Annotated in this window: 22 protein-coding genes; 11 read left to right on the top strand and 11 right to left on the bottom strand. The window is 72.4% G+C overall.

Translation table 11 applies throughout. The features are described 5' to 3' along the window. Nucleotides 1-164: 164 nt before the first annotated feature. Together ACIPXB_RS26345 and ACIPXB_RS26350 are read right to left on the bottom strand one after the other, a co-directional pair. Complete coding sequence (locus ACIPXB_RS26345; RefSeq protein WP_401453851.1) at nucleotides 165-1,163, bottom strand: anion permease; 999 nt, start codon at nucleotides 1,161-1,163, stop codon at nucleotides 165-167. Between the two features lie 5 nt (nucleotides 1,164-1,168). Continuing rightward, nucleotides 1,169-1,789: a DUF47 domain-containing protein gene (locus ACIPXB_RS26350; RefSeq protein WP_401453852.1), complete on the bottom strand. Its 621-nt coding sequence runs from the start codon at nucleotides 1,787-1,789 to the stop codon at nucleotides 1,169-1,171. Between the two features lie 195 nt (nucleotides 1,790-1,984). Here ACIPXB_RS26350 and ACIPXB_RS26355 point away from each other — a divergent pair, with 195 nt between their 5' ends. Beyond that, a complete protein-coding gene (locus tag ACIPXB_RS26355) occupies nucleotides 1,985-2,341 on the top strand; it encodes a metal-sensitive transcriptional regulator (protein ID WP_401453853.1) in 357 nt (118 codons plus the stop codon). A 30-nt stretch (nucleotides 2,342-2,371) separates the two neighbouring features. On the opposite strand, the gene ACIPXB_RS26360 is transcribed toward ACIPXB_RS26355, so the two are convergent. Together ACIPXB_RS26360 and ACIPXB_RS26365 are read right to left on the bottom strand one after the other, a co-directional pair. Next, nucleotides 2,372-2,521: a hypothetical protein gene (locus ACIPXB_RS26360; protein ID WP_401453879.1), complete on the bottom strand. Its 150-nt coding sequence runs from the start codon at nucleotides 2,519-2,521 to the stop codon at nucleotides 2,372-2,374. 140 nt (nucleotides 2,522-2,661) lie between these two features. Then, nucleotides 2,662-3,483, bottom strand: a complete 822-nt coding sequence (locus ACIPXB_RS26365) for a hypothetical protein (RefSeq protein ID WP_401453854.1) — start codon at nucleotides 3,481-3,483, stop codon at nucleotides 2,662-2,664. A 118-nt stretch (nucleotides 3,484-3,601) separates the two neighbouring features. On the opposite strand from ACIPXB_RS26365, the gene ACIPXB_RS26370 reads away from it, so the two are divergent. The 3 genes from ACIPXB_RS26370 to ACIPXB_RS26380 all read left to right on the top strand — a co-directional run bounded on the left by ACIPXB_RS26370 (nucleotide 3,602) and on the right by ACIPXB_RS26380 (nucleotide 4,649). Further along, nucleotides 3,602-3,793: a hypothetical protein gene (locus ACIPXB_RS26370; protein ID WP_401453855.1), complete on the top strand. Its 192-nt coding sequence runs from the start codon at nucleotides 3,602-3,604 to the stop codon at nucleotides 3,791-3,793. A 65-nt stretch (nucleotides 3,794-3,858) separates the two neighbouring features. Beyond that, nucleotides 3,859-4,098, top strand: a complete 240-nt coding sequence (locus ACIPXB_RS26375; RefSeq protein ID WP_401453856.1) for a hypothetical protein — start codon at nucleotides 3,859-3,861, stop codon at nucleotides 4,096-4,098. A gap of 230 nt (nucleotides 4,099-4,328) precedes the next feature. Beyond that, a complete protein-coding gene (locus ACIPXB_RS26380) occupies nucleotides 4,329-4,649 on the top strand; it encodes a hypothetical protein (RefSeq protein WP_401453857.1) in 321 nt (106 codons plus the stop codon). Between the two features lie 49 nt (nucleotides 4,650-4,698). Here ACIPXB_RS26380 and ACIPXB_RS26385 read toward each other — a convergent pair whose 3' ends face one another. The 5 genes from ACIPXB_RS26385 to ACIPXB_RS26405 all read right to left on the bottom strand — a co-directional run bounded on the left by ACIPXB_RS26385 (nucleotide 4,699) and on the right by ACIPXB_RS26405 (nucleotide 9,971). Further along, entirely contained in the window at nucleotides 4,699-5,406 is a 708-nt protein-coding gene (locus tag ACIPXB_RS26385) for a phosphatase PAP2 family protein (RefSeq protein ID WP_401453858.1), read from the bottom strand. 193 nt (nucleotides 5,407-5,599) lie between these two features. Then, a complete protein-coding gene (locus tag ACIPXB_RS26390; protein ID WP_401453877.1) occupies nucleotides 5,600-6,610 on the bottom strand; it encodes an NlpC/P60 family protein in 1,011 nt (336 codons plus the stop codon). A 73-nt stretch (nucleotides 6,611-6,683) separates the two neighbouring features. After that, nucleotides 6,684-8,453 carry a serine/threonine-protein kinase gene (locus tag ACIPXB_RS26395; protein ID WP_401453859.1) on the bottom strand — a complete coding sequence of 590 codons (1,770 nt, stop codon included), beginning with the start codon at nucleotides 8,451-8,453 and terminating at the stop codon, nucleotides 6,684-6,686. Between the two features lie 63 nt (nucleotides 8,454-8,516). Beyond that, entirely contained in the window at nucleotides 8,517-9,311 is a 795-nt protein-coding gene (locus ACIPXB_RS26400) for a thioesterase family protein (protein WP_401453860.1), read from the bottom strand. A gap of 51 nt (nucleotides 9,312-9,362) precedes the next feature. Beyond that, the gene (locus ACIPXB_RS26405) at nucleotides 9,363-9,971 is read right to left on the bottom strand and encodes a LysE family translocator (RefSeq protein ID WP_401453861.1); all 609 of its coding nucleotides are present in this window, start codon (nucleotides 9,969-9,971) and stop codon (nucleotides 9,363-9,365) included. Between the two features lie 367 nt (nucleotides 9,972-10,338). Between ACIPXB_RS26405 and ACIPXB_RS26410 the strand changes: the two genes are divergently transcribed. Further along, nucleotides 10,339-11,130: a pentapeptide repeat-containing protein gene (locus ACIPXB_RS26410; RefSeq protein ID WP_401453878.1), complete on the top strand. Its 792-nt coding sequence runs from the start codon at nucleotides 10,339-10,341 to the stop codon at nucleotides 11,128-11,130. Nucleotides 11,131-11,148: 18 nt separating this feature from the next. On the opposite strand, the gene ACIPXB_RS26415 is transcribed toward ACIPXB_RS26410, so the two are convergent. Next, the gene (locus ACIPXB_RS26415; RefSeq protein ID WP_401453862.1) at nucleotides 11,149-11,880 is read right to left on the bottom strand and encodes a hypothetical protein; all 732 of its coding nucleotides are present in this window, start codon (nucleotides 11,878-11,880) and stop codon (nucleotides 11,149-11,151) included. Nucleotides 11,881-12,186: 306 nt separating this feature from the next. Here ACIPXB_RS26415 and ACIPXB_RS26420 point away from each other — a divergent pair, with 306 nt between their 5' ends. The 6 genes from ACIPXB_RS26420 to ACIPXB_RS26445 all read left to right on the top strand — a co-directional run bounded on the left by ACIPXB_RS26420 (nucleotide 12,187) and on the right by ACIPXB_RS26445 (nucleotide 19,249). Further along, a complete protein-coding gene (locus tag ACIPXB_RS26420; RefSeq protein WP_008742356.1) occupies nucleotides 12,187-12,495 on the top strand; it encodes a hypothetical protein in 309 nt (102 codons plus the stop codon). A 102-nt stretch (nucleotides 12,496-12,597) separates the two neighbouring features. Further along, a complete protein-coding gene (locus ACIPXB_RS26425) occupies nucleotides 12,598-13,428 on the top strand; it encodes a hypothetical protein (protein WP_401453863.1) in 831 nt (276 codons plus the stop codon). Then, the gene (locus ACIPXB_RS26430; protein ID WP_401453864.1) at nucleotides 13,418-14,731 is read left to right on the top strand and encodes a hypothetical protein; all 1,314 of its coding nucleotides are present in this window, start codon (nucleotides 13,418-13,420) and stop codon (nucleotides 14,729-14,731) included. Before ACIPXB_RS26425 ends, ACIPXB_RS26430 begins: the two co-directional genes overlap by 11 nt. Next, nucleotides 14,728-16,284 (top strand): SCO6880 family protein, encoded by a 1,557-nt coding sequence (locus ACIPXB_RS26435; protein ID WP_401453865.1) that lies wholly within the window; start codon nucleotides 14,728-14,730, stop codon nucleotides 16,282-16,284. The genes ACIPXB_RS26430 and ACIPXB_RS26435 overlap by 4 nt, the downstream gene beginning before the upstream one ends. Before the next feature lie 18 nt (nucleotides 16,285-16,302). Further along, nucleotides 16,303-17,715 (top strand): ATP-binding protein, encoded by a 1,413-nt coding sequence (locus ACIPXB_RS26440; RefSeq protein ID WP_401453866.1) that lies wholly within the window; start codon nucleotides 16,303-16,305, stop codon nucleotides 17,713-17,715. A 1-nt stretch (nucleotide 17,716) separates the two neighbouring features. Continuing rightward, the gene (locus tag ACIPXB_RS26445) at nucleotides 17,717-19,249 is read left to right on the top strand and encodes a type VI secretion protein (RefSeq protein WP_401453867.1); all 1,533 of its coding nucleotides are present in this window, start codon (nucleotides 17,717-17,719) and stop codon (nucleotides 19,247-19,249) included. Here the strand turns inward: ACIPXB_RS26445 and ACIPXB_RS26450 are convergent. Then, on the bottom strand, nucleotides 19,246-19,812 hold the full coding sequence (locus ACIPXB_RS26450; RefSeq protein WP_401453868.1) for a GNAT family N-acetyltransferase: 567 nt from the start codon (nucleotides 19,810-19,812) through the stop codon (nucleotides 19,246-19,248). The two genes, ACIPXB_RS26445 and ACIPXB_RS26450, sit on opposite strands and share 4 nt — an antisense overlap. Nucleotides 19,813-19,991 lie beyond the last annotated feature (179 nt).

A 19,991-nucleotide genomic window follows, 5' to 3' on the forward strand; every position in this document is an offset into this window, starting at 1 on the left:
GCCGCAGGCGCCCCGCGTCAGACGAACGCCAGGTTCACAATCCAGAAGCAGAACGCCGCCACCAGCGCCACCGCCGGCATCGTGATGCTGCACCCACCCGGGGGACAACCCCCGGACCCCCAGCAAAAGGGCCGCGCCCGCTCGCACGCCGCAGGCGCCCGGCGTCAGACGAACGCCAGGTTCACGATCCAGAAGCAGAACGCCGCCACCAGCGCCGCCGCCGGCATCGTGATGAACCAGCCGAGGATGATGTTCTTGGCGACGCCCCAGCGGACCGCGTTGACCCGCTTGGTCGCGCCCACGCCCATGATGGCCGAGGTGATCACGTGGGTCGTGGAGATCGGCGCGTGGAAGAAGAACGCCGAGCCGAACATGATCGACGCGCCGGTGGTCTCCGCCGCGAAGCCCTGCGGCGGGTCCAGTTCGATGATCTTGCGGCCCAGCGTACGCATGATGCGCCAGCCGCCCGCGTACGTGCCCAGCGAGAGCATCACGGCGCACGCGATCTTGACCCACACCGGGATCGGGTCGCCGGCGTCCTCGACATCGGCGATGACCAGGGCCATCACCACGATGCCCATGGTCTTCTGGGCGTCCTGGAGACCGTGCCCGAGCGCCATGCCCGCCGCCGAGACGGTCTGCGCGATCCGGAAGCCGCGCTTGGCCTTGTGCGGGTTGGCCCGCCGGAAGATCCACAGGATGACGACCATCACCAGGTAGCCGACGACGAGACCGACGATCGGCGAGAGGAACATCGGGATGACGATCTTGTCGACGACCCCGCTCCAGATGACCGCCGTCCCGCCGGCCAGCGCCGCGCCGACCATGCCGCCGAAGAGCGCGTGCGAGGAGGACGAGGGCAGCCCGAAGTACCAGGTGATCAGGTTCCAGACGATCGCGCCGACGAGCGCGGAGAAGAGGATCCACATGCCGCGGGTGCCCTGAGGCGTCTCGATGAGACCCTCACTGACCGTCTTGGCGACCCCGCTGCCCAGGAAGGCACCGGCCAGGTTCATCACGGCGGCCATGGCCAGGGCCGCGCGCGGGGTCAGCGCCCGCGTGGAGACCGAGGTCGCGATGGCGTTCGCGGAGTCGTGGAAGCCGTTGGTGTACGTGAAGCCGAGCGCGACACCGATGGTCACGACCAGCGCAAAGGTGTCCACGAGGTTCAGGACTCCTTGACCGCGATGGTCTCCACCGTGTTCGCGACGTGCTCGAACGCGTCGGCGGCCTCTTCGAGCACGTCGACGACCTGCTTGAGCTTGAGCACCTCGATGGCGTCGTACTTGCCGTTGAAGAGGTGGGCGAGCAGCTTGCGGTGGATCTGGTCGGCCTGGTTCTCGAGACGGTTGACCTCGATCCAGTACTCGGTGAGGTTGTCCATCGTGCGCAGGTGCGGCATGGCCTCGGCGGTCAGCTCGGCCGCCCGGGCCAGGACCTCGATCTGCTGCTCGACACCCTTGGGCAGTTCCTCGATGTTGTAGAGGACGACCAGGTCGACGGCCTCCTCCATGAAGTCCATGATGTCGTCGAGCGACGATGCCAGGGAGTAGATGTCCTCGCGGTCGAACGGCGTGATGAAGGAGGAGTTCAGCTGGTGGAAGATCGCGTGGGTCGCGTCGTCCCCCGCGTGTTCCGCCGCCCGCATCCGTTCCGCGATCTCGGCCCGGGCGGACGCGTCCGCCCCGAGCAGTTCCATCAGGAGCTTGGAGCCCGTGACGATGTTGTCCGCGGATGCGGCGAACATGTCATAGAAGCTCGTCTCCCTGGGGGTCAGACGAAATCGCACGTGAGGTCCTCGGGGTGCATTCGGATTCGGTCAGGCTGATGCTAGGCGCATCGTCCGGCCACGGCTAACCGGCGGTTCCCCAGTGTCCTCCATCAGGCAGAGTGGGCGGAACGGGCCCCTGTGCCTTCTGCCAGGGCCCAGTACCCTATACCCATGAGGGGTATGTATCCCTCGATCCGGACCACGGGAGCACGCATGACGACCACCGAGGCGGAGCCGGCCGGCCACGCGCAGGGCGAAGGCGCCGTGCACGGCTATCACCACCAGAAGGACGAGCACCTCAAGCGGCTGCGCCGGATCGAGGGCCAGATCCGCGGGCTGCAACGGCTCGTGGCCGAGGACGTGTACTGCATCGACATACTCACCCAGGTCTCGGCCAGCACGAAGGCGCTGCAGTCCTTCGCGCTCCAGCTGCTGGAGGAGCACCTGCGGCACTGCGTCGCCACCGCCGCCATCGAGAGCTCCGCTCAGGGCGCCGGCAAGGGCGGGGCGGAGATCGACACCAAGGTCGAGGAAGCGACGAAGGCCATCGCCCGCCTGCTGCGGACCTGAGACCGGCGGGGTGGCGTCCGGGGCGTCGGATCAGCCGACGCCCAGCAGGACCTCGTCGATCCGGTCCTGGCTGAGCCGCTCCTCGTCCGCGGCGGAGGCCGCGATGATCAGTTCGCCGCACAGCTCGATCTCGGCGAGGGCCACGCAGTCCTGCACCGTCATACCGACCGCGGGAGTCACGAAGGTCACCTCTTTCTGCCGACCTCAATCGCCGTCGGGGTCTCAGCCTAGGGAGGCCGGGGCGCTGTGCGCATGACACGGATGGACCATTTCCGGATACCGGGCATGGCCCGATCGCGCTGCCCTTCCCGCCGTCCCGGTCAGTCCGCGATCTTTCCTGCGTAAATGTCCCCGCCGGCCGGCAGCACGACGGTCACCGGTGTGCCGAAGCCGTAGAGCAGGGTGGTCGAGGAGACGTCGATCTCCCCCTTGTTCACATAGCTGAAGCGGTGCCGCACCTTGCGCAGCCGCCCTTCCTCGTCGAGGTAGGCGTCGAACGGCACGGTGTCCGTGCTGAACCCTTTCGCCGCCGCCTGCAGGGCGCCCCTGGCGTCCGGCGAGGCCCTGAGCGCGGCCCGCCCGATGTCGGTGGTGCCGCGGTAGTGGCGGACCTTCGTCCCCGCCAGCTCCGTCTCACCGACGTAACTCACCTCCTCCGCGCCGCGCAGCAGCTCGGCGGCGACGACCGGGTCGGTGGCGCCGCCGGTGACCAGGTTCCCGTCGCCGAGGGTGGTCGTATCGACGCGGACCCACTTGTCGGCGGGCACGCCCGCGCCCCGGTTCTTCATGTAGAGGGCGCCGGGGGTCAGCAGCTCGGTGATGGGGCGGTGGCCGGGCCTGCCGGTGACGTCGGCGGGCAGCATGACCAGGAGCTGTCCCATCCGGCTGCGGAAGTCCACGCCGCCCTCGCCGCGGATGGTGACCCGGGTTCCGCCGGTGGCCATCTCCATCGCCGTCCGGGCCCGCGCGCTGCCGGACCGGGCGAGTACGTCGGCCGCCCCGCGCACGGCGGCGGTCCCGTCGGCGGGCGGTTTGCCGTCCGTACCGCCGCCTCCGCATCCGGAGACCGCCGCCAGGGCCAGGGCGGCGGCGGCCGCCGCACCCGCGCGCCCGTCCCGCAGTCTGTGCTGGTGCACCACCATCGCCTGCCAACCCCCAACGCATGACCGCTGCTTGCCCGAGGCCCCCACCCGCTCCGGTTAACGAGGGGCGGGGTTCCCCGTCACGGGGATACCGCGCGGGTGGAGGTACCGTTGAACGGTGGACAAGCACCCTCCGGAGCGTTCCGCTCCGTCGCTCGCGGCCCTCGCGCACCCACGCCCGGCCGACCACCTCACCCGTACCGCCGAACGCGGCGCCTTCGCCCTGGCCGAATGCAGCTGCGGCTGGCGCGGCCCGGCCCGCCGCTCCCGCGACCTCGCCCGCAGAGACGCCGACGGCCACACCGCCTAGGTGTTCCATGACCCGTGCGGCCCACCCCGGTGGCCGGATCCGGGCAGGGTCGATGACCTGTACGTATGCCAGGACGAGCCGTATCCCGCGCCGCCCTTCTCGGGGCGGCCCTGCTCCTGACGCTGGTCCCGGCCGGCCCCGCCATGGCGCAACCGGTCGGGACGGCGGACGGCCCCGCGGACGTGGCGCTGGCCATCGGGGCCACCACGGCCGCGTCCGTGGCCACCGGCCTGTGGCTGCGCCACCGCTACCGCTACCGGCGGGAGGACGCCGCGCCGGGCCGCCGCAAGGGCGGCGACCGCTGAGCCGGCCCCGCCCGGCGGCGGTCCGGTTCTGCTTCGTGGTCTCGCTGCTGTGCCTGCTGGCGGCGGTCCTGCTGGTGGTGCGGGACGCGTACGGCCACGGCTGAGAGCGGAGCCGAGGAGCGGGGCCGAGGAGTGGGGCCGAGCAGCGAAGCCGAGTGGCGGAACTGAGTAGCGGAGCTGAGTATCCGCGCCCAGGCGGACCGGGCCCGGACGGCCGTAGCCTCGGCCCCATGACCCACGATCAGATACGGCTGCGGCCGGCCGGCACCGGGGCGCTGGTCAGCGGCGCCGTCGCCATCACCCTGCTCGGCCTGGCGTTCCTGCTGCCCTGGGCGGGCGTCATGATGGGGGTGGTGGCGGCACCGGCGGCGCTGGTGCCGGCCCTGTGGTCGGTGGTGGAGTCCCTGTTCGCCCGGCGCCGGGTGCGCAGGGGCGAGGAGGCGGCCTCCGTGCGGCTGCGGGCCGGGTTCGCGCTGGGGTCGCTCGCCCTGGCGGCGGTGCTCGCGCTGATCGGCTGGGCGGTGTGGTCCCTGGAGCACGCCGCCCGCTAGGCACGCCGTCCGCAGGGCGCGCGCCGTCCGGCGGACACGGTGGCCGGGGTCAGGCCGCCAGGTCGTTGTCGCGGGGCAGGGCGCCCGGCGGGGTCTGGGGCTGCGGCAGGTCCAGCGGACGGGCCGTCACCGGGCCGCGGGCCCGCACCAGCCACCCCGCGCGCGGCGACCGGGCGACCGCCAGGGCCATCGGCGTGAGCAGCGCCATCGCGGCGGGCGCCAGCAGCAGGACGACCGCAGTGCCCAGCGCGAAGCCGCCGACGACGTCGGTGGGGTAGTGCACGCCCATGAACACCCGGAAGAGGCCCTCGACGAGGGCGAGGCCGATACCGGCCAGGCCGATCCTGCGGTCGGCGATGAAGAGGCCGACGCCGAGCGCCATGGTGAGCGTGGCGTGGTCGCTGACGAAGGAGAAGTCGGTCTTGCCGGGGGCCAGGACCTCAAGCCCCTCGTGCCGCAGGAAGGGGCGCTGCCTGCCCACGAATTCGCGCAGCGGGACGTTCACGAGGAGCGCGATCCCGGCCGCCAGCGGGGCCCACACCAGCGCAGCGAACGACTCGGCGGCGCCGGCCTCGTCCTGCCTGCGGGTCCCGCGCCAGCACCACAGCACCAGCAGCACCATCGCGAGCGGGAGACCGTACTCCCCGACGAGGCCCACGATCCGGTCCGCCCAGTCCGGGGTCCGCCGGGTCAGGCCGTTGATGTCGTACAGCAGGCTGACGTCCACGTTCGGCCCACCGCTCGTGAGTCCAGCCATGGTGATTGCGGCCCCTTGCCCTTGCTTCGGTCCCCTGCGGGCGCACGTCGGTGTGCGCCCCTCCGGCCCCCCGGATGATCATCCCCCGCTGCCCATGGAACGCCCGTTCTGGCGGATACGTTCCGCTCTCCATCGAATGATCACGGCAACGTTATCGAAGAGTGACTCATCGTCGCAGCTCAGGGCCTCTGCCTTACGGAGAGTTGCCATCCGCGGGGCGTGAAGGGAGCGCCTGCGCACCGTCCTTGGTCACCCGGGTCGCACCGAAGTAGTCCGGGGTGTCGATCCGGTCGAAGCGGACCACGGCGCCGGTGTACGGAGCGTTGATCATGTAACCGCCGCCGACGTACAGGCCCACGTGGCGGATCTCCCGAGAGTTCGTCAGATCGTCGGAGAAGAAGACCAGATCACCGGGGAGCAGCTCCGAACGGGACGGGTGCGGACCCGCGTTGTACTGGTCGTTCGCCACGCGCGGCAGGTCGATGCCCACCGTCTCGTACGCCGCCTTGGTCAGCCCCGAGCAGTCGAAGCGCCCGCCCTGGTCGGCCGTACCGTTGCCGCCCCACAGGTACGGCTTGCCGAGCTGCTTCTGCGCGAAGTAGATGGCACCGGCGGCCTGCTGGGAGGGCGCCACCCGGCCCACCGGCCGCGCGAAGCTCTGCGCCAGCGTGGTGATGGCCTTCACGTAGCCCTGGGTCTCGCTGTACGGCGGCACGCCCTGGTACTTGATGACCGCGTACGCGCCCGCGTTGTAGGCGGCGAGCATGTTCTTCGTCGGGTCCCCGGGCACGCCCTTGACGTCCTTGGCCAGCTCGCAGTCGTACGAAGCGGCCGACGGGATGGCGTCGTTGGGGTCCCAGATGTCCCGGTCCCCGTCCCCGTCGCCGTCGATGCCGTGACCCGCCCAGGTGCCCGGGATGAACTGGGCGATACCGCGCGCGTCGGCCGGGCTGACCGCCCTGGGGTTCCAGCCGCTCTCCGAGTAGAGCTGGGCGGCCAGCAGCGCCGGGTTGATGGCGGGGCAGAGATTGCCCCACTTCTCGACGAGCGGCTGGTACTTCGCGGGCACCGCCCCCTTGGTGAGGCCTATGGCGCCGGCGCCCGGAGCGGATCCGCCCACGATGCTCGCCGCAGCCGCGTACGTACCGACCACGAGCAGCACGAGGAAGCTCAGGGCCGCCCCGATTCCGATCCCGCTTGCCATCCAGAACTTGCGCACCCGTCAACCCTCCCCCATCGAAACCCCCTTCAGGGGCGTTTCCCGTCGGCCGTGCCGACTACCCCACCCGGAAGCCGGAACAGTCGATGCTCCCGTACTGGTTGGGGTCATCCTCGACGTGGTAGACGACGACCGTCCAGTCCCCCGGGTCGGCGGCGAGCGGGATCGCGTCCCAGGACCGCCCGGCCAGGTGGTGCCGGAAGTCGTCGGGGTAGGTCAGCTCGACGAAGCCGCCGGTGCGCCACTCCCGGTGGACGTCGACGGGCCTGCTCGTGTAGCCGACGGACCGGTTGGGCGCTCCGGGGAAGGGCTTGCCGCTGTCGAGCAGGATGTCGTCGGGCGCCTTGACCGCCACGGACACGTGGTACGGCGGCGGCGCCGCGCCGGAGGCCTCCGCGAGCTTGACGCGCACGCTGATCCTCGCGGTGGTGCCGTCGGAGGTGACCGAGGTCTGCACGCCCGCGCCGGGCGCCGTCCGCTCGGGCGGCAGATTGCACCGGCCGTGCCCGGAGGCGGCGCGCGCCGGGTCCGGGTCGCGGGTCCAGTGGTAGTCGGAGAGCCGGTTGTTCTCCAGGTACGCCGCCGGCGGCCGCCCGGAGGCGGCGCCACCGCCGGGCGTCGTGGTTCCGGGCGTCGTGGTTCCGGGCGTCGCGGCTCCCGGGGTGCCCGTCGGTCCGGTCGCGGGGCCGGCCTGCGCGCCCCCGTCCCGGGCCGTGCCCTTCCCCAGCGGCAGCAGCTGCCAGGCGCCGACGGAGAGCGCGAGCGCCCCCGCCACCCCGGCGGCCACCCACGCGGTACGGCGCCCCGCGCGCCCGCCGGGCGGTGCGTACGGCGGGGGCGGGTACCCGGGCGGCGGGTACCCGGGACCGGGACCAGGACCAGGACCAGGACCGGGACCGGGACCGGGGCCTGGCGGCGGCGGGGCCACCGGGCCCGGGCCCTGGGTGCACCGCTCGTGCAGCGGCACCGTCGGCACCGCGTCACCGAGGCCGCCCAGGGCGACGTACGCCGGGTCCTCCACCAGCGGCTCGCGGACCCCGCAGCGGCGGATCACCTCCCGCGGATCCGGGCGCGCGGCCGGGTCCTTGGCGACGCAGGCCTCGATCAGCGCGGCCAGCTCCGGCTCGATCCCGGCGACGTCCACCGGCTCGTGCACCGTCCGGTAGCCGACGGTGGGGGCCGCGCCGTCACCGAACGGCGGCCGGCCGGTGGCCGCGTACGCCAGGGCCGCACCCAGCCCGAAGACGTCCGCCGCCGGGCCGGCCGCCCCGCCGAGCAGCACCTCGGGCGCGGTGTAACCGGGCGTGCCGGGCGCCGCGCCGGGCCCGGTGAGCGCGGTCGAACCGGCGCCCCGCGCGATCCCGAAGTCGATGAGCTGCGGGCCCTGCGCGCCGAGGATGACGTTCGCGGGCTTGACGTCGCGGTGCGTGACCCCGTAGCCGTGGACGCTCGCCAGCCCCTCCGCCAGCGCGGCGGCCAGCCGGCGGCAGGTCGCGGCGGGCAGCGGGCCGCGGTGCGCCACCGCGCGGGCGAGCGTCGGCCCGGCCACGTACTCGGTGGCCAGCCAGTACGGCGTCGCGGCGAGCTGGGCGTCGATCAGGTTCGCGGTGTACGCCGAGCGCACCGCCCGTACCGTCTCCGCCTCGCGCCGGAAGCGGGCCAGCGCCTCCGGATGCCCGACGGCCTCCTCGCGCACCACCTTGACCGCCACCAGCCGCCCGCCCGGCGAGCGCGCCAGGTACACCTGTCCCATGCCTCCGGCGCCGAGCCGGGCGAGCAGGACGTGCGCGCCGAGGTGCGCTGGATCGGTGTCCTTCAGGGCATCCACGCGGACGAGCCTGCCACACCGATTCCACAGCTCGGGACGGGGGTTGGGGCTGCGCGGCACGGGTCAGCGCGGGGCGACGTACAGGCTCTGCGCGCTGCGCCCGATCGGCCCCTTCTCGTCGTGGAGACGGGCGTCGGCGAGGCCGATGCCCGCCGGGTCGACGCTGGTACGGGCCTCCACGCAGGCCCACTCACCGACCGGGTGGCGGTGGAGATGCACCGTCAGGTCGCTGTTGATGAAGAGGTACCGGGAGATGTCCAGGACGGCGCTGATGCCGTTGCCGGAATCAGCGGCGATCAGGACCCGGTCCAGCGGGCGGACCGGCTCGTCCACGACCAGCGGCACCTTCATCCGCATCCAGCAGGTGCCGGGGCCGGGCTCCAGGAACGCGCCGTGGGTGAAACGGGTCTCCATGGCGGTGTGGTAACCGACCTCCCACGGCACGGGGAAGAACGGCGTCACCCCGACCTCACCGGGAGCGGGCAGCCCGGGTGCCTCCAGGACGGCCGGTACGGCTTCGCCCGCGACCCGTACGCGCAGGGCGCGCGCCAGCATCACGGGGCCGCCGGCGCCCTCGGGGGTCAGGGCCGCCTCGACCACCTCCGTGCTGCGCCCGGCGCGCAGCACGGTGGTGGTGATCTCCAGGGCGCCGATGGGCACCGGGCGCAGGACCTCGTACGTGATCCGGGCCAGCCGCATGTCGTCGCGCGCGCCGGGCCGCTCCTCGACGGCGCGGCCCAGCAGCGCGGCGGGCGGACCGGCGTGCTGTGCCTCGGGGTCCCAGGGGCCGCGGGTGTGCTCGCGGGCCAGGAACCGCGTGGCGTCCGTACGCTCGTAGAACCCCTCGGCGGAAGCCATGGCCCTCACGCTACCCACAGGTAACCTCCGGCACCAGCCCTCTGCGCGGCCTCAGCGGGCGAAGCCCAGGCTCACCCCGAGCCCCACCAGCACCGAACCGATGACCCGGTTGAGGGCCTTCTGCGCCTTGAGCATCCGGTCGCGCAGCCGGGTGCCGGAGAAGAAGAGGGCGACCGCACCGAACCACGCCAGGTGCGCCACCGACATGAACAGCCCGTACCCGGCCTGCTGCCACACCGGGGTGCCCGGGTTGACGACCTGGGTGAAGGTGGAGACCACGAACAGCGTCGTCTTGGGGTTGAGGACGTTGGTCAGGAACCCCGAGCGCAGCGCCCCCAGCGGCGTGAGCTGCGGCTTCGACTCCAGGTCCACGGTCAGCTCGGCGCGGGCCCGGAAGGTGCGGATGCCGATCCAGACCAGGTACGCCGCGCCCCCCAGCTTGATCACGGTGAACAGCGTGGTGGAGGAGGCGATCAGCAGCCCGACGCCGAGCATCGTGTACGAGACGTGCACCAGCACGCCCGCCGCGACGCCGGCCGCGGCGAAGAGACCGGTCGTGCGCCCGTAGAGGTAGCTGTTGCGGACGACCATCGCGAAATCGGCGCCGGGACTGATCACGGCGAGGACGGTGATGAGGGCGACTGCGATCACTTCTGTCATGCGTGGATGCTCACCCGGCTCCCCTCCCTGATCAAGACCGTCCGGAAAGCGGACACTTGGGCCGGACGCCGGAGCCGCGCGGGAGGCGGAGGAGGCCGACGCCGCGTGGTGGACCCCCTGCGGATACGGCCGGAGCGGCCCGAACGGTGACAATGGACCCGTGTCCCGCACTCGCCCCGCCACAGACCGCACCACCGGCCGCCCCGCCCGCCGCCCGAACCGGAACCAGGACCCGTCCCGCAACCCGCCGCTGAACCCGTCCCCGGCCCAGGACGCGGACCCGTCCCGGACCCCGGACCCGGCGACCCCGGACCCGTCCCGGACCCCGGACCCGGCGACCCCGGACCCGGCGGCTCGCCACGCCGCCCTGAAGGCCGACTGCGCGAACTGCTTCGCGCTGTGCTGCGTGGCCCTGCCCTTCGCCCGGTCCGCCGACTTCGCCGTCGACAAGGCCGCAGGCACCCCCTGCACCAACCTCCAGCAGGACTTCCGGTGCGGGATCCACACCCGCCTGCGCGACTCCGGCTTCCCCGGCTGCACCGTCTTCGACTGCTTCGGCGCGGGCCAGCAGGTCTCCCAGGTCACCTTCGGCGGCCGCGACTGGCGGGCGCACCCGGAGACCCGGCAGCAGATGTTCGAGGTCTTCCCCGTCCAGCGCCAGCTGCACGAGCTGCTCTTCTACGTCACCGAGGCCCTCACCCTGCCCGCCGCCCGCCCCGTCCACGCCGGGCTGCGCCGCGCCCTGGCCGAGACCGAGCGGCTGGTGGCCGCCGACGCCGCCGCACTGGCCGCGGCCGACGTCGGCGCCCTGCGCCAGGGCATCAACACCCTGCTGCTCAAGACCAGCGAACTGGTGCGCGCCCAGGTCCCCGGCAGGAAGAAGAACCACCGGGGCGCAGACCTGATGGGCGCCCGGCTGGCCGGCGCCCGCCTCGCGGGCGCCAACCTGCGCGGCGCCTACCTGATCGCCGCCGACCTGTCCCGGGCCGACCTGCGCACCGCCGACCTGATCGGCGCCGACTTCCGCGACGCCGACCTGGCCGGGGCCGACCTCACCGGCGCCGTCTTCCTCACCCAGGCCCAGCTGAACGCGGCCCGCGGCGACGCGGCCACCCGGATCCCGCCCGGCCTGGACCGTCCGGCGCACTGGCGGGCGTAACCGGGCGGCGTACCGGACTCACCCCCGCGCCGACAGCTCCGCCGGCACACCCGCCCCCGTCCCTGCCCCCGCCCCCGCCTCCACCACGGCCCGTACCAGCTCCGGCCGCAGCTCGCCGGCCGACCGGGCGGCCGCGAGCGCGTCCGATCCCTGCGCCAGCACCACGGCCGGCCCGAGCATCAGCCGCTCCAGGACACCCGCCACGTCCTCGGCCCGGGCACCGTCCGCCAGGGTGATCACCCGCCACTCCGGGCCCGGGTCGACAACCTGCCCGCCCAGCACCAGCAGCGGCTCCCCCGGACCGCCGTGGTCGGCGAACGCCACGCGCCGCCCCTCAGGCCCGACCGTGCCGGGGAACGGCCCCAGCCGCTCGATGACCCGCTGCCGCAGCACCTGGTACTGCGCCCAGCGCCGCGGCCGCCGGTCGGCGGGACGCTCGACGACCCGCTCCCGCGTGATCGTCTCCCCGCGCCGGAACTGCTCGCGCGTCAGGTCGACGGGTATCCCGCCGGCCAGCACGTTCCAGCAGTGGTAGCCCTCCTGGCGGCCCTCGTGGAAGACCTCACCCACCATCAGCTCCCCGCCCAGCAGGTCGTGGACGACCAGGGCCGTGATGTCGCACTGCCCCCAGGCCGGATTGCCGGGCGTCCAGCCGATCCCCGTGATGTCCGCCGGCTCGCAGGTGTCGGCGGACCAGGACGCCCGCAGGGCGGTCGCAAGGTCGGCGAGGGTCCACGGTGTTGTCGTCATGGCACCAGCGTGCCGGACCCCACTGACAGCACCCGGCGCGCGCGGACACCTGTGCGCCCCCCATACGCCGAGACGGCATTCATTGCCCGGGGTCATCCCGCGTGATACACAGAGTGACCATACGTTCTTTCGTACAGACGCCCCATCAGACCAGGTCGCAGGGCCCGAGCGGGGCACGTGCCGAGAGATCGCGCAAAGAGAGCCGCCAAGTCGACATACGACCGCGGTTTCATCAGCGAAGATAGGGCGTGCAGCCTGCCGCACGCGCGGGCAACCGGAACTACCCATACAGGGGCGGTGAGTTACATGATCCTGGCAGCGGAAAAAGGCGACATCACCACCATCATCGGCGGAATCGCCCCGAACTGGGGCCCGTTCGGCAGCCTCGGCAACGAAGCGAAGGTCATGATCGAGGTGGTCATGGCCGTGGCGATCCTGCTGTGCCTGGGCATCGCCATCTGGGGCGCGGCCAAGCAGCGCATCGGCGCGACCGCCCTGCGGGACACGTTCAGCGCGGAGCAGGGCAAGGGCCTGATCGTGGCCGGCCTGACGGGCGTCTTCATCATCGGCTCGCTCGGCACGCTGTTCACGATCGTCTACGGGATGGCCGTCTAGCCACGCACCGCGCCGCCACCTGATCCTGATGACGACTCACGAGACCGCGTGGACGCGGGAACCAGCGCTACCGTCGTACGACGCGGAGGGGGCGGACACGGAATGAGCCACGACGATGGTTACGGCACCGACGCCGGCGTCGGCGGCACGGGCCAGACCCGTACCCGCCTGCCGGACTCCGCGTCCGACCCCTACGGCGGCGCCCGCCGCCCCGCGCGCTCGTCCCGGGGCCTGGTGACGGTGGTCGGCGTGGTGGTCCTCCTGATCGCGGCGATCGCCTTCGCCAACCAGGGCGACGACCCCACCACCCCGACCCCCACCTCGGACAACGCCCCCGCAGACAGCGCGACGGCCCCTACCGGGGTCCGCCCGGTCGAGGGCAAGCACGGCGAGATCCCCAAGGGCTTCGCGCACGATGCCCAGGGCGCGCAGTCGGCGGCCGCGAACTACGCCGTGGCCCTCGGCTCGGACGGCATGTTCGACGCCGCACGCCGCCGGGCCATCGTCAGCACCGTATACCTGCCCGACGTGGCCGCCGCACGCCAGGCGGACCTGGACCGCGTGTACTCGAACAAGGACTTCCTCACCCGCATCGGGCTCGACGCCAACGCCAAGGCGCCGAAGGGACTGACCTTCATCTCGCGCACGAATCCGGTCGGCAGCAAGGTCGAGAAGCTCGAGGGCGACACCGCGAACGTCTCCGTCTGGTACTCGACGCTCTTCGGTCTCGCAGGCGAAGGATCGACGAACCCGGTCGCCGAGAGCTGGTACACGAACACCTTCGAGCTCCGCTGGAACAACGGGGACTGGAAGATCGCCTCCTTCACGCAGAAGGACGGGCCCGTCCCCGTCGGGCGGGACCAGGCCGCTTCCTCGGCCGAAGAGATGGCCAATGCCGTATCGCAGTTCGGAGGGTTCACCTATGCGCGCTGACCCTCGTGTCCTGCGCCTCACGGCGCTGTTCGCCGCGGTGCAGACCACGGTCGTACTGTTCGCCGCCCGCGTGGCCGCCGCCCCCACCCCCGGTCCGACGACCCCGGGCAACGAGGCGTGCGACCTGATCCGCGGACCCGCGAAGGACTACTGCGAAGGCGGCGAGCCCGCGCCCGGGAGCACCCCCGGCGGAGCCGGCCTCGCGCCCAGCAACCCCGCCGACGCCCTCAACCCGCTCGCGTCCCTCGCCAAGGGCTGCGCCGACGCCGCCGCCTGGATCGTCGGCGAGCTCAGCAAGATCGTCAAGGGCACCGCCGACGTCGACTTCACCAACCTCAGCTTCCTCAAGCAGTACGCCATCGTCTTCGCCGCCTCCACCATCCTCACCCTCGTCCTCTGGCTCCTCGCCGTCACCAAGCGGGCCATCCGCGGCGTCCCCCTCACCACCGCCATGTCCGAAGCCATCGGCTTCCTCTGGCTGACCGTCCTCGCCTCCGCCTTCACGCCCCTGATCCTCCACACGGTCGTCTCGGCCACCGACGGCGTCTCCGAGGTCATCGCCTCCGCCACCGGCAACCAGACCGACGTGTTCTTCGGCTCCTTCGTCGAGGCCCTCAAGAAGGGCGACAGCATCGGCGGCGGTCCGATCATGCTGATCGTCGTCGCCCTCGTCACCGTCCTCGCCGCCGGCGTCCTCGCCCTCGAACTGGTGATCCGCGCCGCCCTGCTCTACGTCGGCGCCCTCCTCGGCGTCGTCGTCTACGCCGGCCTGGTCGACCGCAACATGTGGGGCCACGTCCGCCGCTGGGCCGGGATCATGATCGCCGTCATCCTCGTGAAGCCGGTCATCGTCATCGTCCTCGGCCTCGCCGGGGCCCTCGCCGGCGAGAAGGGCCCCGACGCCTTCTCCGCCGTCGTCTCCGGCCTCGCGATCATCCTGCTGGCGATCTTCGCCTCCGCGATGATCTACCGCTTCGTCCCCGGCTTCGGCGACGAGATCGTCTCCGCCCGCAGCAACCGCAAGCAGGCCACCGACGGCGCCCAGGCCGCCGCCGTCATCAGCTCCCCGGCCACCCTCGTCTCCCAGGGCATCAAGACCCACAGCAGCCGCGGCGGCGCCCACCGCGCCGGCGGCGGGGGCGGCGGCGACGCCGGCCAGATCTCCGGAGGCATGGCCGCACACAGCAGCCGCGGCTCCGGCGGCGGGGCCGGCGGCGGAAATGTCCCCTCCGCCGCACCCCCGCCCCGTACGAGTTCGAGCACGAGCACGAGCACGAGGAACACAGGAGGTGACGGGCGTTGACGACCCAGTCCCACCAGATCCACCCGGTCGCGCCCCGCCGCACGTATCTCATCGGCCGCGCCCGGCCGAACGCGATCGTCGGCAAGAACCGCGAGACGGGCGAGATCGCGCTGATCATCGCCGGGGCCTTCCTCGGCATGATGGGCGGACTGCTCGTCCCCGACCTCACCCTGCGCATCGTCAGCCTCGTCGGTTTCCCGATGCTCGCGCTCGCCGCGGTCTACGTCCCCTACAAGGGCCGCACCTTCTACAAGTGGTTCGAGATCAACCGCAGCTTCAAGCGCACCGTGCGCCGCCGCGCCACCTACCGCTCCGGCGCCATGGAGGCCGGCGTCCGCGCCGCCGACGGCCGCGAGGTCGAGGTCGGCCCGCCCCCCGGCATCGGCCGCATCAACTGGCTCGCCGCCCCCTTCGGCCCCGACGAGATCGCCGTCCTCCTGCACGCCGACCGCCGCACCGTCACCGCCGCGATCGAGATCGAGGGACCCGGCGTCGGCCTGCGCGACAGCGAGGACCAGGAAGCCCTCGTCGACCGGTTCGGCACCCTCCTCAAGCACGTCGCCAACGGCGACGGCTTCGTCACGCGCCTGCAGATGCTCGCCCGTACGCTCCCCGCGGACCCCGACGCCCACGCCAAGGACGTCGCCCAGCGCGGCGACGTCAACGCGCCCGTCTGGCTGCGCGACTCCTACGACCAGCTGCAGTCGATGGTCTCCACCTCCTCCGAGCAGCACCGCGCGTACCTCGTGGCCTGCATGCACTACACGCGCGAGCTGGCCGCCGAGGCCCACACCATCGCCCGCGCCACGCCGGGCAAGGGCCGCCTCGACAAGGACGCCGGTCTCGCCGTGGTCATGGCCCGCGAGCTCACCGACATCTGCGCCCGCCTCGCCGAGGCCGACATCCGTGTACGCCAGCCGCTCGGCCAGGGCCGCCTCGCCTCCCTCGTGCACTCCATGTACGACCCCGACCACCCCATCGACCACATCCAGGCCATGACCAAGCGCAACGCCTGGCCCGCCGAGCTCGACGCCATGGAGCCCACCTACCTCCAGGCCAAGACCCGCGAGTCCTCCACCCGCGCCCCCTGGTGCCACGCCACGGCCTGGGTGAAGGAGTGGCCGATGACCCCCGTCGGCGTCAACTTCCTCGCCCCGCTCCTCGTCCACACCCCCGACGTGATCCGCACGGTCGCCGTCACCATGGACCTGGAGCCCACCGAGGTCGCCATCGAGCGGATGCTGACCGAGAAGACCAACGACGAGGCCGATGCCTCCCGCGCCGCCAAGATGAACCGCACCGTCGACCCCCGCGACATCGCCGCCCACGGCCGGCTCGACCAGAGGGGTGAAGATCTGGCCAGCGGCGCTGCCGGAGTCAACCTGGTCGGGTACATCACGGTGTCCTCGCGTTCGCCGGAGGCCCTCGCCCGCGACAAGCGCACGATCCGCGCCTCGGCCGGCAAGTCGTACCTGAAGCTGGAGTGGTGCGACCGCGAGCACCACCGTGCCTTCGTCAACACCTTGCCGTTCGCCACCGGCATCCGACGCTAGCTGGAGGGCAGACCCGCCATGCGAGATCCGCTGTCCGTGCTGACGGACGCCTTCACCAGCTTCCTCTTCGGGAAGGTCGAGACGACCCGGCTGCCCGTGCGCACCTCCACCGGCCAGGCCCAGGCGGTCTACCTGCCGACGGCCGCCCCCGGCCTCGGCGACTCCGGTGTGATCATCGGACGAGAGGTGTACAGCGGCAAGGGATACATCTACGACCCCTTCCAGCTGTACGGGCAGCAGCTCCCCGCCCCGCACTGGCTGGTCCTCGGTGAGTCCGGCAACGGCAAGTCGGCGCTGGAGAAGACGTACGTCCTGCGCCAGCTGAGGTTCCGCGACCGCCAGGTCGTCGTCCTCGACGCCCAGGGCGAGGACGGCGTCGGCGAATGGAACCTGATCGCGCAGGAGCTGGGGATAACTCCCATCCGGCTGGACCCGATCGCCGCGAACGACGGCGGCATCCGGCTCAACCCGCTCGACCCGGCCATCACCACGACCGGGCAGCTCGCCCTGCTGCGGACCATCATCGAGGTCGCCATGGGCCACGGCCTCGACGAGCGCTCCGGCTTCGCGCTCAAGGTCGCGCACGCGTACGTCGTCGAGACCATCCTCGACCGCCAGCCTGTCCTCACCGACATCGTCGAACAACTGCGCCACCCGGAGGCGGAGTCGGCGCAGGCCATGAACGTCGACATAGACGACGTACGGGCCTGGGGCCTGGACGTCGCCCTCGTCCTCGACCGCCTCGTCGACGGCGACCTGCGCGGCATGTTCGACGGCCCCACCACGGTCGGCATCGACCTCGACGCCCCGCTCATCGTCTTCGACCTGTCCCACATCGACCGCAACTCCATCGCCATGCCCATCCTGATGGCGATCGTCGGCGTCTGGCTGGAGCACACCTGGATCAGGCCCGACCGCAAGAAGCGGATCTTCCTGGTCGAAGAGGCCTGGCACATCATCAACAGCCCCTTCGTGGCCCAGCTCTTCCAGCGGCTGCTGAAGTTCGGCCGGCGCCTCGGCCTGTCCTTCGTCGCCGTCGTCCACCACCTCTCCGACGTGGTCGACGGCGCGGCCGCGCGCGAGGCGGCGGCCATCCTGAAGATGGCCTCGACCCGCACCATCTACGCCCAGAAGGCCGACGAGGCACGCGCCACCGGCCGGGTCCTCGGCCTGCCCCGCTGGGCGGTCGAGATCATCCCGACCCTGACCCCCGGTATCGCGGTCTGGGACGTCAACGGCAACGTCCAGGTGGTCAAACACCTGATCACCGAGGCCGAACGGCCGCTGGTCTTCACCGACCGCGCCATGACCGAGTCCTCGGCACCCGCCCCGGAGCGGCTGCCCGACGACCTGCTCGCGGCCGAACTGGAGGCGGAGGAACGCGCGATGATGATCGAGAGACGCCGGGGCGGCGGGGCCACGGTGGCCTGAGATGCGCGAGGAACGGCCCGTACAACGCGGTGTCCCGGACGGCCTGCTGGTCGGCCTGCTGGCCTTCCTGCTGGGTCTGGCCGTCCTCGTCTGGTCGGCGACGGGCCTGGCGGCCTGGTTCGCCCGCGGCGCCTGGCCGGACACGGTCTCCTTCTCGCACACCCCGGGCGCCGTCCGCGCGCTGATAGCGCAACCGCACGACGTGGCCGCCGCCTGGCCCGACACCGACCCGGCCGCCCTGTCGGGGTGGGGGCTGTTCTGGGGCCTGTTCGTCAGCCAGCTGCTGGTGCTGTTCGTCCTGACGGTCTTCGGCATGGGCGTGATCGCCCGTACGAAGTCCCGCCGCGCCCTCGCCCGGGAAGCCCGCCAGGAGGCCCGAACCGGCACCGAGCGGCCGGCGGCGGTCCCGGAGCCCCGGGAGGCCCCCCGCCGCGAACCCGTGACCGCGGACGGCGGACCGCCTCCGGGGCCGCCCGCACACGCCCCGACCGGCGCCAGCGCGGCGGCCGCGGTCTCCGCGCACGGCCGCGGGCCCCTCGACGAGGCCTACCGCTACGGCTTCGGCCACGCCCCCGCCGCACCCGCCGCGCCGGTCGACAGCCCCTCCCGGAGCGGCGGTCGGATGCGCTACGGCGGCCCGAACGACCGCTTCCACGCGGCCGCGCAGCGCATCTCCGAGTCGGAGGGCGCGGCACTGATCGTGACCTCCTCCCCCACCCTGTGGGCGGAGACCAAGGACGCCCGCGCCAAGCTCGGCCCGGTCCTCCTGTACGACCCCTCGCACCTGTGCGACACCCCGGCCCGGATGCACTGGAATCCGGCCGAGGGCTGCACCGACCGTGACACGGCGGCGGCCCGCGCGCTCGCGCTGCTGGCGCCCGTCCGGCCGCAGGCCCGGATCGATGCGGCGGTGGCCGATACGGCGGAGACGCTGCTGCGCTGCTGGCTGCACGCCGTCGCGCTGGACGACCGCCCGTTCAAGCAGCTGCACCGCTGGGCCCAGGGTACGGGCGCCCAGGATCCCGTACGCGTGCTGCGCACCCACCCGCAGGCGGCCGCCGGCACCGCGGGCGAGCTGGAGAGCGCCCTCACCGCCCATCCCGAACGGCGCGACATGGCGCAGCAGCTGACGGCCCGTGCCCTCTCCTGTCTGACATCGATCCATATCCGTGAGGCCTGCAACCCGAACCGAACGGATTCGCTCACGTTGGCATCGTTTCTGACCGAAGGGGGCAGCCTGTACGTGGTGGGTGAGGCCCTGGAGGATCCCCGTACCCACCCGGGTGCGATGCCCCTGCTGACCGCACTCGCGTCAAGCGTGGTCGAGCACGGCCGGCGCATGGCCGCACGGTCATCCCACGGCCGGCTCGACCCACCACTGTCGCTGATCCTCGACGACGTCGCCGCCGTGGCTCCGCTGCCCCAGCTCCCCGACCTGCTGACCGACGCGACCCTGCCGATGCTCGCGCTGTGCCGCAGCCGCGAGCAGGCCCGCGCCCGCTGGCCGGAGGCGGCGGAACTGCCGGCCCGCTAGAGGGTGTCCACGGGCCGCTGGACGACGTACTCGTGCTCCTTGGCGGAGGGATCGCCCGGCATCGGCACCACGTCACCGGAGAACTCGAACCCGACCCTCCGGTAGAACGCGGCGGCCCGCTCGTTCTTCTCGTGCACGTAGAGGCGTACGCGCTCCAGGGCGGGCCCTTCCAGCGACCAGCACCAGTCCAGCGCGGCCCGGAACAGCTCCTGGGCGATCCCGCTGCCCCGCAGGCCCTCGCGTACGTACACGCCGACGACGTGGCCTTGCGTCACCGTGATGACGCGCTCCAGGAAGTCGGTCGTGCCGATCTCCTCGACCAGCACCGTCACGCTGCCGTCCCACGACCCGTCCGGGGCTTCGGCGACGAACTGCCGCACCGCGCGCCCGGAGGCGGCGCCGGCGGCCCGGTCCTGCCACTCGACGTCGGTCCGGGCCTCGGCGGTCTCGATGCTCTCCAGGAAGGCGATGGGAGCGACGGGGTCGTGCAGCGCGGTGATCCGCAGCTCCTTGACCTTCTCCCACTCGTCGGCGCGTACGGCTCGTATCACGTGCTTGGTCATGCGGCGGATCCTAGCCAGCCCGGGTCACCCGCCGTCCACCCGTTTTCGGCTTCGGCCCTGAACGCAGAAAAGCCCCGCACCATAAGGTGCGGGGCTTTCCCACAATGATTGTTCGGCGGCGTCCTACTCTCCCACAGGGTCCCCCCTGCAGTACCATCGGCGCTGAAAGGCTTAGCTTC

This window comes from Streptomyces sp. NPDC090022, from assembly GCF_044748145.1.
Taxonomy (GTDB): domain Bacteria; phylum Actinomycetota; class Actinomycetes; order Streptomycetales; family Streptomycetaceae; genus Streptomyces.

Bases quoted from the DNA above. Each gene is read 5' to 3' on its own strand.
- ACIPXB_RS26380 (WP_401453857.1), top strand. From the start codon at position 4,329: ATGACCCACGATCAGATACGGCTGCGGCCGGCCGGCACCGGGGCGCTG.
- ACIPXB_RS26425 (WP_401453863.1), top strand. From the start codon at position 12,598: ATGAGCCACGACGATGGTTACGGCACCGACGCCGGCGTCGGCGGCACG.
- ACIPXB_RS26450 (WP_401453868.1), bottom strand. From the start codon at position 19,812: ATGACCAAGCACGTGATACGAGCCGTACGCGCCGACGAGTGGGAGAAG.
- ACIPXB_RS26385 (WP_401453858.1), bottom strand. From the start codon at position 5,406: ATGGCTGGACTCACGAGCGGTGGGCCGAACGTGGACGTCAGCCTGCTG.
- ACIPXB_RS26440 (WP_401453866.1), top strand. From the start codon at position 16,303: ATGCGAGATCCGCTGTCCGTGCTGACGGACGCCTTCACCAGCTTCCTC.
- ACIPXB_RS26420 (WP_008742356.1), top strand. From the start codon at position 12,187: ATGATCCTGGCAGCGGAAAAAGGCGACATCACCACCATCATCGGCGGA.
- ACIPXB_RS26375 (WP_401453856.1), top strand. From the start codon at position 3,859: ATGCCAGGACGAGCCGTATCCCGCGCCGCCCTTCTCGGGGCGGCCCTG.
- ACIPXB_RS26390 (WP_401453877.1), bottom strand. From the start codon at position 6,610: ATGGCAAGCGGGATCGGAATCGGGGCGGCCCTGAGCTTCCTCGTGCTG.
- ACIPXB_RS26405 (WP_401453861.1), bottom strand. From the start codon at position 9,971: ATGACAGAAGTGATCGCAGTCGCCCTCATCACCGTCCTCGCCGTGATC.
- ACIPXB_RS26365 (WP_401453854.1), bottom strand. From the start codon at position 3,483: ATGGTGGTGCACCAGCACAGACTGCGGGACGGGCGCGCGGGTGCGGCG.
- ACIPXB_RS26415 (WP_401453862.1), bottom strand. From the start codon at position 11,880: ATGACGACAACACCGTGGACCCTCGCCGACCTTGCGACCGCCCTGCGG.
- ACIPXB_RS26355 (WP_401453853.1), top strand. From the start codon at position 1,985: ATGACGACCACCGAGGCGGAGCCGGCCGGCCACGCGCAGGGCGAAGGC.
- ACIPXB_RS26400 (WP_401453860.1), bottom strand. From the start codon at position 9,311: ATGGCTTCCGCCGAGGGGTTCTACGAGCGTACGGACGCCACGCGGTTC.
- ACIPXB_RS26430 (WP_401453864.1), top strand. From the start codon at position 13,418: ATGCGCGCTGACCCTCGTGTCCTGCGCCTCACGGCGCTGTTCGCCGCG.
- ACIPXB_RS26445 (WP_401453867.1), top strand. From the start codon at position 17,717: ATGCGCGAGGAACGGCCCGTACAACGCGGTGTCCCGGACGGCCTGCTG.